Source organism: Exiguobacterium sp. ZWU0009, assembly GCF_000798935.2.
Classification (GTDB): domain Bacteria; phylum Bacillota; class Bacilli; order Exiguobacteriales; family Exiguobacteriaceae; genus Exiguobacterium_A; species Exiguobacterium_A acetylicum.
Map to the genome: position 1 here is coordinate 2,903,248 of NZ_CP018057.1, position 12,816 is coordinate 2,916,063.

The following is a 12,816-nucleotide window of genomic DNA, read 5'->3' on the forward strand; positions in this document are numbered from 1 at the left end:
AGGACGAAGGGGATGACGATCACCCGCGCTCTGGGTAGAGTGGGAAACGACCTGTCAAAGCAACGACACGCTCGCGTGCTTGTGCGAGAACGTCTGCTTCTTCTGGATGGTTCAAGACGAGTTCGATCAACTCGGCGATTTCTTTCATCTCGGCTTCCTTGAAGCCACGTGATGTCATCGCTGCCGTTCCAATCCGGATACCACTCGTGACGAACGGGCTCGCTGGATCGAACGGAATCGTGTTCTTGTTGACCGTGATGCCGGCTTCGTCAAGTGCATGCTCTGCGAGTTTCCCTGTGATCCCGAGCGGTTGTAAGTCGACGAGGAGCAAGTGATTGTCCGTTCCGCCTGAGACGATCCGGAGTCCACGCTTCGTCAATTCTTCACCGAGGACTTTGGCGTTCGTGACGACTTGACCGATGTAGTCCTTGAACTCTGGTGCAAGAGCTTCACCGAACGCGACAGCTTTCGCGGCGATGACATGCATGAGTGGACCACCTTGGATGCCTGGGAAAATGGCTTTATCGATTGCTTTCGCATGCTCTTCTTTACAGAGAATCATCCCACCACGTGGACCACGCAACGTCTTATGCGTCGTCGTCGTGACGAAGTGTGCATGCTCGACTGGGTTCGGATGCTGACCTGCTGCGACAAGTCCAGCGATGTGTGCCATGTCGACCATCAAGTAAGCACCGACGCTGTCTGCGATTTCACGGAAACGTTTGAAGTCGATGACACGCGGATACGCCGATGCGCCCGCGACGATTAATTTTGGTTTATGCTCTTCTGCTAATTTCGCAACGACATCGTAATCAATCATCTCTGTCTCTTGATCGACACCGTATTCTACGAAGTTGTACTGGACACCGGAGAAATTGACGGGGCTACCGTGCGTCAGATGGCCACCGTGCGAGAGGTTCATCCCGAGGACCGTATCGCCCTGCTCGAGAATCGTGAAGTAAACCGCCATGTTCGCTTGTGCACCCGAGTGTGGTTGCACGTTCGCGTGCTCCGCACCGAAGATTTCCTTCGCGCGGTCGCGTGCTAAATTCTCAGCGAGATCGACATACTCACAGCCACCATAATAACGACGACCTGGGTAACCTTCTGCGTACTTGTTCGTCAAGACACTGCCTTGTGCTTCCATGACAGCTTGCGAGACGAAGTTCTCGGATGCGATCAATTCGATGTTATCCCGTTGACGACCTAGTTCCTGGCGCATTGCCGAAAAGAGTGCCTCATCTTGTTGTTTCAGATACGTAAGCGGTGTTTGTTCCATCTGAATTCCCCCATTTCATTTCGATAGACCTATCTTAACACGAATGTTTCGTTCCCGGCATCCCTAAAAACAACATCAAAAAAGCAAGGGGTGCGCAACCCCTTGCATCAATCATTCGTATTTAGCACGTGCCCCACCGATTAATTTCGGTCGTGTCACGGCTGCCGTTACGTGTGCCTCACCGATTTCCTTGTGCGGCAAGCGCACAGGAATCGCAACAGCTTTCAAGTGCATGCCGATGAACGTATCACCGATATCAATCCCGGCGTCTGCCTGAATCGCTTCGACGACGATCGGTGCCGAGAAGCGTTGGTAGGCAACACTCGCCATCGATCCACCGGCTTCCGGAACCGGAACGACCGTTACTGGATCAAGCCCGAGTCGTTCTGCCGTTTGCCGCTCAAGCGTCAGCGCTCGGTTGATATGCTCACAGCCTTGGAAGGCAAGATCGACTTGGTGCGACCGACGAAAGGCATCGAAAACGTCGAACAACGCGTCCGCAACTTCCGGTGAACCCGCCTTGCCGATTTGTTTGCCGATGACTTCACTCGTCGAACAGCCGATCACGAGCAATTTTCCTTTTAAGGAAAATCGTTCATCCAGAGCGTTCAGTGCTTCTTCTAAATCGTGCTGGATGCGTGTCAAGTCCATTACTTCACCTCATAATCTGAGATTTTGCAAACGCGGTTCTCATGACGTCCGCCTTCGAATTCCGTTTCAAGCCAAAGTTGTGCGATCTCACGAGCCAGTCCTGGACCGATGACGCGTTCGCCCATCGTCAAGATGTTCGAATCGTTGTGCTGACGCGTCGCTTTCGCGCTGAACGTATCATGGACGAGTGCTGCTCGGATGCCCTTGACCTTGTTCGCTGCGATTCCGATCCCGATACCTGTTCCACAAATCAAGATGCCACGATCAAACTCTCCGTTCGCGACTGCCTCAGCGACTGGAATTGCGACATCTGGATAATCGATTGAGTCGGCTGAATGCGTACCGAAGTCCGTATAGTCGATGCCGAGCTCTTGTAAGAGGTCGTTGATTTCTGCCTTTAACTTAAAACCGCCATGATCCGCGCCGATTGCTACTTTCATCTTTACTATTCCCCCGTTTGTTTAGGTTGTTTTTTCGGAAGTTTCCGTGTATCCGGAGCTTTTCTTCCGTTTCCGTTCTGCGTCAATTTTAACACAAGACGGTTGACGAGGGGTTCGAGTTCATTACGTACTTGCCGGTAGACGTTCATCGATCCGCCATACGGATCATTGATGTCCCGTTCAAGCCCTGTCACATATTCATATAAGGTGAACGTCCGTTCCTTCAGTTCCGGATAGCGTTCACCGACTTCCTGCTTGTGCTGACGCGTCATCGTCAAGATGATGTCAGACCAACGTCCGAGTACATCATCAAAGACTTGCGTATAGTGCTCGAGTTCGATACCGCGCTCACGTAACACTTGTAAGGCGTTCTCGGACGCATCAAATCCTTGCATCGAACGTAGTCCTGCTGAACGGACGTCGAATTCCTGATCAGCGACCTTCGAGCGTAGTAACGCCATCGCCATCGGGCTACGGCATGTATTTCCTGTACAGATGAATAAAACGCGACGTGTGCTCATCTCCGTATCCTCCTTCTTCAAGGGCGAATGACCCGACCACCTGCTGCTTTATGGAGGCGGTTGCGGACCGCAAGCCCCACCCCTTCTTCTGATAGGTCTCGTACAAAAATCTGATCCACCGTCGTCTGATCAAATCGCCGTAAACAATCGTAAAGACGTTGTGCCGCCGTCTCCATCGAGTTACCAAGGGAGCAGCGAACATCTGCGTCGACATCCTCCCCATCAAACAGGAGAACGCCCGTCTTGTGTCCGGTTTGTCGTGCATCATCGATGAGTTGCTGTAAGAATGAAAGATCTCCCTCAACTACGGACAGTGTTGCTTCCGGTGCATAGTGAGTATATTTCATCCCGGGTGCCTTCGGTGTAACATCTTTCATCGATAAGGCAGGATCGAGTGTGACAGGACCGATGACCGACTCGATTTGTTCGCGTGTCACGCCGCCCGGTCGTAAAATCGCCGGTGGCGTCATCGTACAATCGATGACAGTCGATTCGACCCCGATGCCCGTTTCCCCTCCATCGACGATCGCAGCGATGCGTCCCGAGAGGTCATGTGCGACGTGCGCAGATGACGTCGGTGAAGGTTTTCCGGAACGGTTGGCACTCGGTGCTGCGAGACCCAACCCTGTCGCCTCAATCAAGCGAAGCGCGAGCGGATGGTCTGGCATCCGTAATCCGATCGTATCTAGTCCTGCTGTGACGAGTGTGGATGCGGTGCCGTTCGATTCGAGGATGATCGTCAAGGCTCCTGGCCAGAACGCCTCCATCAAACGTGCCGCAACATCTGGAATGTGCGTGACGAACTGATGTGCCTGTTCTACGGATGCGACGTGGACAATCAGTGGATTGTCAGAAGGTCGACCCTTCGCGGCGAAGATTCGCCGAACAGCCGCTTCGTTCGTTGCGTCCCCTGCGAGACCATAGACAGTCTCGGTCGGCATCGCCACGACCTCTCCTTCCTGCAATAACCGAACTGCTTCATCCATCGTCTGTAAGTCAATCATTTCCGTCTTCACGCTGTACAATCCTTTCGTTCCGCATACACGATACGGTCTTTACCGTTTATATCTTTTAAAATACCCGTTTCCGCATTTGGATAACGTTCTTTTAACATCATTTGCACTTCTGGTCCTTGATTGTGTCCAATTTCAAACGCAATCAGTCGGAAATCGTCGCGTAGGACCCGTCCACTCTCTTCGACGAGACGTCGGTAAAAGACGAGACCGTCTTTTCCGCCAAACAGGGCGAGATGCGGTTCATGATCGAACACGACTTCACTGAGTAATTCCTCTTCCTCGATATAAGGAGGATTCGAAACAAGCACCCGCACAGAATTATCCGCAAGTGGCGCTAGTAAATCTCCTTCAAGGAACGTCACGTCTCCACCAAGCGCTGCTTGATTTTGCTTCGCGACCGTAATAGCGGCCGGTGAAATATCGACAGTCGTGACCGGTTGTTCGAGTTCGAGGGCGAGCGTGATTCCGATCGCTCCACTCCCAGTTCCGATGTCGACGATCTGTCCCGCGGTGAACGACTCACGTTTGAGACGCTCCGTGACGAAGACGATCAACTCTTCCGTTTCCGGTCGTGGAATCAAGACATCCGGTGTGACACGGAAATCCCGTCCATAAAACGGCTGATAGCCGATTAAATGCTGAACGGGCACGCCGTGAACATGAGCAAGCAAGTATTCACTGAAACGTAAATCTTGCTCGGGCGTCAATTCATCTGATAGACGGACAAGGAGTCCGGTCCGGTCGACATCCAAGACGTGCATGAGTAACCATTCGGCACTTGAACCCTCGCGTCCTGCTTGTTCCATCATCGTTTTTGCCTCATTTAGACGTTTTACGATCCGCATCAGTTTGCCGCCTCCGATGCCCGTGCCTGATGTTCCATGACGAGCGTATCGATGACTTCATCCATCTCGCCTTGCAAGATTCGGTCAAGCTTTTGAATCGTCAATCCGATGCGATGGTCCGTCACGCGATTTTGTGCGAAATTATACGTCCGGATTCGTTCCGAACGGTCACCCGTACCCACTGCCGACTTTCGTTTTTCATCATATTCAGCTTGCTGTTCGCGTTGAATCTTATCGTAGACACGCGCGCGCAAGACCTTCATCGCTTTTTCCTTGTTCTTGATTTGCGACTTCTCATCCTGACAGCTGGCGACGATTCCCGTCGGCACGTGCGTGACACGAACAGCGGACTGTGTCGTATTGACGGACTGGCCACCCGGTCCACTCGACGTGAACGTATCGACTCGGACATCCTTATCATGGATTTCGACTTCGACGTCTTCTGCTTCAGGCAACACAGCGACGGTTGCCGTCGATGTATGAATCCGCCCGCCGGATTCCGTTGACGGAACGCGTTGGACGCGGTGTGCCCCGTTCTCGTACTTCAACTTCGAATAAGCACCCGTTCCTTTGACAATGAAGATAATCTCTTTGTAGCCACCGAGTTCCGTGTAGCTTGCATCGATGATCTCAATCTTCCAGCTCTGTTTCTCAGCAAACTTCGAGTACATCTTGAAAAGGTCACCCGCAAATAAGGCTGCCTCGTCTCCGCCTGCCGCACCACGAATCTCGACGATAACGTTCTTATCGTCATTTGGATCCTTCGGTAATAATAAAGCTTTCAGCTTGGCTTCGAGCTCTTTGATCTCCGGCTCAAGCATCGCGACTTCTTCCTTCGCAAGGTCGCGCATCTCCGGATCCGTCAACATTTGACGTGCCTCTTGATAAGCTTCCATCTTCTCGCGATAGACACGGTACGTCTCGACGGTCGGCGCAAGTTGTGACTGCTCTTTTGAGACCTCTCGCAATTGATTCGTATCATTGATGATGGCTGGATCAGCCAACATATCATTCAGTTTTTCATAACGGTCCTCTAACGCACTCAATCGATCCAACATCTCGGTCATCCTTCCTGGCGATTCTTCTGTCGTCAGTATAGCAAATATTGCGATCGATGGCGTCATCGTCTTCTTGAAAAGAAACGTTGACAGACGGGTTTTAAATTCCTATAATTGGTGTATTAATTGACTTAGTACACTTAAGGAGGTGAAGAAATGTTCACCGTCGATCCGAAAAGTCCGTTACCGATCTATGAACAGCTGGTCGCTCAAATCATCCGCTCGATTGCCCGTGGTCTACTCCGCTCCGGCGAACAGATGCCATCCGTCCGTGAACTTGCCGGTACACTCCTTGTCAATCCGAACACTGTCTCCCGCGCCTATCAGGAACTCGAGAGCCGCAACTTCATCGTCACGATGCGAGGCAAAGGCTCCTTCATCTCAGACATCCCACTTCATGAAGTCAAACAAGCCGCCATCCAAGATCCACTCATCCGCCTTTGTGCCATCGCCGACGAATTATCCATCTCAAACGAAGAACTTTATCAACATATCTTACACATAAGGGAGGATTCCTCATGTTGACCGTTTCTCATCTGACGAAACAAATTGACCGTACCATGATTTATGAAAATGCATCCTTCACCCTGCCTGCAGGAACGATTACCGCATTGATCGGTCGTAATGGTGCAGGAAAAACGACATTACTGAAAACACTCGTCGGAGCGCTCGAGCCGACCCGTGGGAAAGTCGAATGGAATGGCGAGTCGATCCATCACGTTCCAAAGACGCGGGAGCACCTTTTCCTCGTTCCGGATTCTGTCTCCGTCTACCGCCAAATGACGCTCGGCGAACTGATCAACTTCTACCACGTCTTTTATCCGAACTTCGAGAAGACGTATATCGAAAATTACTGTCGCTCGTCGAACCTCGATCGTGGACGTCGCGTCACTTCTTTATCGAAGGGACAAGCCCAACTGTTCCTTCTCCAACTCGCATTCGCAACGAATGCTCCGGTTCTGTTGCTTGATGAGCCAACCGATGGACTTGACCGAATCAATAAACGTGATTATCTGAAACAACTCGTCTCGTTACTCGCGGAGCGTCAGACAGCCGTTCTGATTGCTTCCCATCAACTCGAAGAACTCGATTCCCTTGCCGACCGCGTCATGACGATCGAAAAACACCTCGTCCGCGAACCGAAGGCACTCGATGATGCCAAAGCTAGCATGCAGAAATGGCAAGTCGTCTATGAAGACGTTCCAGAGCTCAGTCATGCCGATCTCCACGTCTTATCCCAAACGGGTCGGGTCGTGACGTTACTCGTCTTATCCGATGCAGGCGCGCAGTATCTTGAAACGACGCGTCCTCTATTAAAGGATGCTTTGCCAGTGCAGATGGAAGATTACTTCTTAGGGACATTTGGAGGGAAACGACATGGTTAAGCAATTGATCCGCTATCACATCAAGCAAGGCATCTGGCCACTCGCTTGTTTTATTCTACTGGCGATCTTCAGTTATGGTTTTGGTAGTTATACCATCATCAATGACTTTGAAACATATGAAGTATCTTATCAAACCGAAACGATTCAAGCTGTCCTCGTCAGTCCGTTCTTCGCTGGATTCGCTGCGATTCTGATCGCCGTCTTTGCGATTTTGATGCTTGGTTCCGAGCGCGGAAGTGGCCGCAGTCTGATTTTACATGCGTTGCCGTTTCCGAAGGTCTGGCTGTTTTGGATTAAATGGGCGATTGGTACTGTGACGTTGATCGTCTTCCCGATCATCGGTTTTTTCGCCAGCTGGTCATTACTGCAAGGATTCGGTATCAATCCGTTTGATTACGTCACGTGGACGTCACTCCTTCAAGATTTTGGTCTATTCCTTCTATTTGATGTGACGATTTTAACAATCTTCTTATTCGCCGGAACAGTTGCCGGTGACATCATCGGACAGCTCTTACTTGGAACGTTCTTCTTGTTCTTGAATTACTTCACGTATTTCAGTATCTATGCTATCGGTCAACTGGGTTTTGGCGTGGGCTATGAAGAGTTAGACAAACCAACAAGCTTTTTGATGACGATCACGACGCCATTTGCGCTCTTCTTCGAGTACAATACCGATTTCAACATCACCTATGCTGTGTTGTTCAGTTTAGCCTTGACGGTCATCTTACTGATTTTCGGTAGTCGTCTCTATGTCAAAGGTGCGAACGAACGTCTCGGGCGTTTCACGATTTTCCCAAAATTACATCCAGCACTCATCATCACCTTCTCGATCTATACGACAATCCTACTCGCGGGAATCATCGGTCTGATTTCGTCCGAGAATCAATTCCTGTACTGGCTCGCAATCGCGATTCTCGCCTGGCCGACGTTCAGCTCTTATCGTCGGATGATTGGGTGGAGTCGCTAATGCAACGAATGGACCTTCTGAAATGACTTTTCAGAAGGTCCATTTTTTTGTCATCGATTCTTCACAAAGCTTTACAAACGATAAACATGGATTTCACATTCTATCCGTAAGGTGGAGTTTGTAGGTCGTATCGATCATCAAACCCCAGCACCTTTCGAGGAGGAACCCTTATGAAATTAAAACGTATCATTCCGATTTTTGCCTTATCAACCCTTTCCCTCAGTACGATGTTCTCGATGCCTGAAGCAGAAGCAAAGACGAAACCTGTTAAATCACCGGAAATCCGGAACGTCATCTTCTTGATCGGCGACGGGATGGGGGTCTCGTATACATCAGCACATCGTTACTTAAAGAACGATCCATCGACACCGGTTGCTGAAAAAACAGCGTTTGACCAATACCTCGTTGGTCAACAGATGACTTATCCGGAAGATCCGAAGGAAAACGTCACCGATTCCGCCTCCGCAGCAACAGCGATGTCATCCGGCATCAAGACGTATAATGCAGCGATTGCCGTTGATAACGATAAATCGGAAGTCAAGACCGTCCTTGAAGCAGCGAAAGAACGTGGTAAGTCAACAGGACTCGTTGCAACATCGGAAATCACGCATGCGACACCTGCTTCGTTCGGTGCTCATGATGAGAGCCGAAAGAACATGAACGCGATCGCAGACGATTACTTCAAGGAACGCGTCAATGGGAAGCATAAAATTGACGTCATGCTCGGTGGCGGTAAGTCGAACTTCGTCCGTCCGGATGTTGATTTGACGAAAGCATTCAAAAAAGACGGTTACAGTTACGTCACGGATCTGGATCAATTGCAAGGTGATAAAAACAAACAAGTCCTCGGTCTGTTCGCAGATGGTGGATTACCAAAACGGATTGACCGCGAAAACTCGGTCCCATCACTTGAACAAATGACGAACTCTGCCATTAAGCGACTCGACTCGAATAAAAAAGGATTCTTCCTGATGGTCGAAGGTAGCCAAGTCGACTGGGCCGGTCATGACAATGATATCGTCGGTGCCATGAGTGAGATGGAAGACTTCGAGCGGGCATTCAAAGCCGCGATCGCATTTGCAAAGAAGGATAAACATACACTCGTCGTCGCGACAGCTGACCACTCAACGGGTGGATATTCAATCGGTGCAGATGGCATCTATAACTGGTTCGCTGAACCGATCAAAGCGGCAAAGAAAACACCTGACTTCATGGCGCAAAAAATCGTCGATGGTGCGGACGTCCGCAAGACGTTGACGACGTATATCGATCAGGACAAACTCGCCTTGACGGACAAAGAAATCGATAGCGTCTCCCGCGCTGCTGAATCGAAGAAATTACTCGAGATCGATAATGCGATTGAAGAAATCTTCAACGAACGCTCGCATACAGGCTGGACTACAGGTGGACATACAGGTGAAGACGTACCGGTCTATGCGTTCGGTCCTGCTAAAGAACGTTTCGCGGGACAAGTCGACAACACGGATCACGCGAAAATCATCTTCGATCTCTTGAAATCGAAGAAATAAGGAGAATGTTCATGAGACAGATACTTGCTACTTTGATGCTCGGGACGGTGCTCGCTGGTTGTGGCACTTCAGCATCACAAGACACACCAAAAGAACCAGCGTCTGCGAAACAGGAGCAGCCGGTATCGCTTGAAAAAACAAGCGCCTACGTTCCAAACCCGCAAATTCCAGATGATCGCGATTTGACAAAAATCGATCAGACCGTCACGGATGATAAGGGCGACCTGACGCTTAAACAATTCAAACGAGTGAACGAAACACGGAAGATTGGTCCGATCGAGATGACGATCGAAGAGATCAAAGTCTTTCATGCTCGCCCAAGCTACGGCATGATTGATTTCTTCCACGGTTTCACGCACGATGAATCCTTCGACTTGATCAAGACACGCGTCACGATCAAGAATACGAGTGATGAACCGGTCACGTTCAATCCGGTCGCCCACTTTAAGCTCGGTGCCGCAACTGAAAAGACGCTTGAAGACGACGTCTATTTAGAGTCGCTCGCGAAGACATACGCTCCGTCCGAATCACGAAGCGGTAACTTCGGCTTCATTTTGGAACAACCGGTTGATTCGATTGAACTCTTAACAAGTGACGTCCTAGATAAAAAACAAGATGTCCTCAAAAAAGGCACGACATTTTCGACGTCTCTTCGTTAACACTCATTCCTGCTTTTACGCTCCATCTGTTTTTTCGGGTCATGCCCGGACGACAGGTGGAGCTATTTTGATGCCTGCAATCGTTCCATGCTACACTAAAAGCACTATTTGAATGCAAAGGACGGATGATATGCCGAAGTATTTAAACATCTACCATGAGCTCGCGCAACGTATTCAGGAAGGGACACTTCCTGCTGAGACGAAGTTGCCGTCAGAAACAGAGCTGATGCAGGAGTTCGAAGCAAGTCGCGGAACGGTTCGAAAAGCGATTGATGCCCTGCAAGAAAAAGGCTTCGTCCGTAAACACCAGGGGAAAGGTGTCTTCGTCCTGTCGCAAGAAGCGATCGAGTTCCAATTCAACGGCATCGTCAGCTTCTCGGAAGCACATCGCCGGATGGGGCGTCATACCGTCGAGACGGATGTCTTATCCTGCGAAGTCCTTTCCGCTTCTGCTGAACTCGCTTCGTTATTACATGTGGCACAAGGAACGGACGTGACGCGCATCGAGCGAATTCGCCAAATCGATGGTGAACGTGTCATCCGTGACATCAATCATTTCGTGACAGCACTCGTACCCGGACTCACGACTGACATCGCTCAAGGTTCGATCTATCAGTACATCGAAGAGACACTTGGTCGGCAAATCAGCTACGCAAAACGAAAAATCGAAGCTCGCCCTGCGACAATGGAAGACCAAGAACGACTCGACCTTCACGATATGACGCATGTCATCGTTGTCACGAACGATACGTATTTCTATGAAGGACAACATTTCGAACGGACGGAATCGCGTCACCGGCTCGATAAGTTTCAGTTCACTGATATTGCCCGTCGTTGAATATAGGCTGCAAGATGAGGGAATTCGTAGATGACGGATTCTCTCTTTTTTATTCTCCCCAACTTATCTATATAAGTTCTTGACCAACTTATATAGATAAGTTAAGATAAGTGTGCGCAGATAAGAAAACGTTTTCATTTTAAAAGTGGTCGAGTATGTCACTTCCAAAAAGGAGCATCGAGATGAAACCAAACTATCGTCAGATTGCAGAGCAAATCATTGAGAACATCGGAGGTAAGGAGAACGTTGAGCAGGCAGCTCACTGTGTCACCCGTCTTCGTTTAACGCTTAAGAATCAAGAGCTTGTCGATCAAGAAGCCTTACTTGAAGTTCCGCTCGTCAAAGGCGCGTTCTTGAACGCGGGTGTCTATCAAATCGTCATTGGTGCCGGAGACGTCGACCGGGTCTATGCAGAATTCATTCAATTAACCGGTTTACAGGCAACAACGATCGCAGATGTTAAATCGTCTGGCGCTGCCAAGATGAATCCGTTCCAAAAGTTGATCAAAGTCTTTTCTGATGTCTTCATGCCTATCATCCCGGCGATCATCGTTGCTGGTCTCTTAATGGGAATCAATAATCTATTCGGTATCGAGTTCGGTGGCAAGACGATGATCGATCGTTATCCAAACTTACAAGGACTTTGGGATCTCATCAATATGATGGCAAACACGGCCTTCGTCTTCCTCCCGGCACTCGTCGGTTGGTCAGCGACGAAACGCTTCGGTGGAAGTGAGATTCTCGGGATTGTCATGGGTCTGATGCTTGTTCACCCAGATCTCTTAAACGCTTGGAACTACGGACAAAGTGCTCTAAAAGGTGAAATCCCGACGTTCAACATTCTCGGTCTCTTTGAAATTGAAAAAGTCGGTTATCAGGGACAAATCCTCCCTGTACTCGCCGCTGCTTATGTTCTCAGTACGATTGAACGTTGGCTCAAAAAACGGGTACCGAATGCGATTCAATTACTCGTCGTACCGATTACGACGATCACATTGACGGGCTTCCTCGCCCTTGCCGTCATCGGACCGGTCACGCGTCAAGTCGGTGACTGGATTACGATCGGTGTCGTCAATACGTTCGAAGCTGTTCCGTTACTTGGTGCCTTACTCTTCGGCGCACTCTATGCGCCGCTCGTCATTACCGGCATGCACCACATGTTCATCGCCGTTGATCTACAGTTGATCGGACAAAGCGGAACGACGTTCATCTGGCCGATGATCGCGATTTCGAACATCGCCCAAGGTTCAGCAACACTCGCGATGCTTTTCCTCGCGAAAAACGTTAACGATAAAAACATGGCATCAACGTCCGCTTTATCCGCCTACTTCGGGATCACGGAACCAGCGATGTTCGGGGTCAATCTCCGATTCAAATATCCGTTTTACGCGGCACTCGTCGGTTCAGCGATCGCGTCAGCTTTCATCGCCGTCAGTGGCGTTCTTGCTCCTGCGATCGGTGTTGGCGGATTACCTGCTTTCATTTCGATCGTACCAGGCTCGATTCTGTCATTCATCGTCGGCATGGTGATAGCGATCATCGTTCCTGTCGCCTGTACGTTCCTGTTCCACTATGTCTCAACGAAACGCGCAAAAAAAGCTGCCCTGAAAAAAGCAGCGTAATTCTAG

The 12,816-nt window shown here is 49.9% G+C and carries 14 protein-coding genes; 7 read left to right on the plus strand and 7 right to left on the minus strand.

The features are described from left to right. Positions 1 to 19: 19 nt before the first annotated feature. The 7 genes from glyA to prfA form a co-directional block, all read right to left on the minus strand. Positions 20 to 1,279: a serine hydroxymethyltransferase gene (gene glyA / locus L985_RS14960; protein WP_029342751.1), complete on the minus strand. Its 1,260-nt coding sequence runs from the start codon at positions 1,277 to 1,279 to the stop codon at positions 20 to 22. 111 nt (positions 1,280 to 1,390) lie between these two features. After that, positions 1,391 to 1,930, minus strand: a complete 540-nt coding sequence (locus L985_RS14965) for a TIGR01440 family protein (RefSeq protein WP_047394507.1) — start codon at positions 1,928 to 1,930, stop codon at positions 1,391 to 1,393. After that, positions 1,930 to 2,370, minus strand: coding sequence for a ribose 5-phosphate isomerase B (gene rpiB, locus L985_RS14970; RefSeq protein ID WP_029342752.1), 441 nt, complete (start codon positions 2,368 to 2,370; stop codon positions 1,930 to 1,932). The genes L985_RS14965 and rpiB overlap by 1 nt, the downstream gene beginning before the upstream one ends. Before the next feature lie 5 nt (positions 2,371 to 2,375). After that, positions 2,376 to 2,891 carry a low molecular weight protein arginine phosphatase gene (locus tag L985_RS14975; RefSeq protein ID WP_023469513.1) on the minus strand — a complete coding sequence of 172 codons (516 nt, stop codon included), beginning with the start codon at positions 2,889 to 2,891 and terminating at the stop codon, positions 2,376 to 2,378. A 17-nt stretch (positions 2,892 to 2,908) separates the two neighbouring features. Beyond that, positions 2,909 to 3,907, minus strand: a complete 999-nt coding sequence (locus L985_RS14980) for an L-threonylcarbamoyladenylate synthase (RefSeq protein ID WP_047394502.1) — start codon at positions 3,905 to 3,907, stop codon at positions 2,909 to 2,911. Beyond that, positions 3,904 to 4,752 (minus strand): peptide chain release factor N(5)-glutamine methyltransferase, encoded by an 849-nt coding sequence (gene prmC / locus L985_RS14985; protein WP_047394499.1) that lies wholly within the window; start codon positions 4,750 to 4,752, stop codon positions 3,904 to 3,906. Before prmC ends, L985_RS14980 begins: the two co-directional genes overlap by 4 nt. Continuing rightward, complete coding sequence (gene prfA, locus L985_RS14990; protein ID WP_047394495.1) at positions 4,752 to 5,810, minus strand: peptide chain release factor 1; 1,059 nt, start codon at positions 5,808 to 5,810, stop codon at positions 4,752 to 4,754. Before prfA ends, prmC begins: the two co-directional genes overlap by 1 nt. A gap of 156 nt (positions 5,811 to 5,966) precedes the next feature. Here prfA and L985_RS14995 point away from each other — a divergent pair, with 156 nt between their 5' ends. From L985_RS14995 to treP, 7 genes are all read left to right on the plus strand, one after another. After that, positions 5,967 to 6,335, plus strand: coding sequence for a GntR family transcriptional regulator (locus tag L985_RS14995; RefSeq protein ID WP_029342757.1), 369 nt, complete (start codon positions 5,967 to 5,969; stop codon positions 6,333 to 6,335). Further along, positions 6,329 to 7,195 (plus strand): ATP-binding cassette domain-containing protein, encoded by an 867-nt coding sequence (locus tag L985_RS15000; protein ID WP_029342758.1) that lies wholly within the window; start codon positions 6,329 to 6,331, stop codon positions 7,193 to 7,195. The genes L985_RS14995 and L985_RS15000 overlap by 7 nt, the downstream gene beginning before the upstream one ends. Continuing rightward, positions 7,188 to 8,162, plus strand: coding sequence for a hypothetical protein (locus tag L985_RS15005; RefSeq protein ID WP_047394491.1), 975 nt, complete (start codon positions 7,188 to 7,190; stop codon positions 8,160 to 8,162). Before L985_RS15000 ends, L985_RS15005 begins: the two co-directional genes overlap by 8 nt. A 170-nt stretch (positions 8,163 to 8,332) precedes the next feature. Further along, positions 8,333 to 9,691, plus strand: a complete 1,359-nt coding sequence (locus L985_RS15010) for an alkaline phosphatase (protein ID WP_029342760.1) — start codon at positions 8,333 to 8,335, stop codon at positions 9,689 to 9,691. Positions 9,692 to 9,702: 11 nt separating this feature from the next. Further along, entirely contained in the window at positions 9,703 to 10,350 is a 648-nt protein-coding gene (locus tag L985_RS15015) for a DUF4352 domain-containing protein (protein ID WP_029342761.1), read from the plus strand. Positions 10,351 to 10,480: 130 nt separating this feature from the next. Beyond that, a complete protein-coding gene (gene treR / locus L985_RS15020; RefSeq protein ID WP_052169471.1) occupies positions 10,481 to 11,188 on the plus strand; it encodes a trehalose operon repressor in 708 nt (235 codons plus the stop codon). A gap of 182 nt (positions 11,189 to 11,370) precedes the next feature. Next, positions 11,371 to 12,810, plus strand: coding sequence for a PTS system trehalose-specific EIIBC component (gene treP, locus L985_RS15025; RefSeq protein ID WP_047394480.1), 1,440 nt, complete (start codon positions 11,371 to 11,373; stop codon positions 12,808 to 12,810). Positions 12,811 to 12,816: the final 6 nt, after the last annotated feature.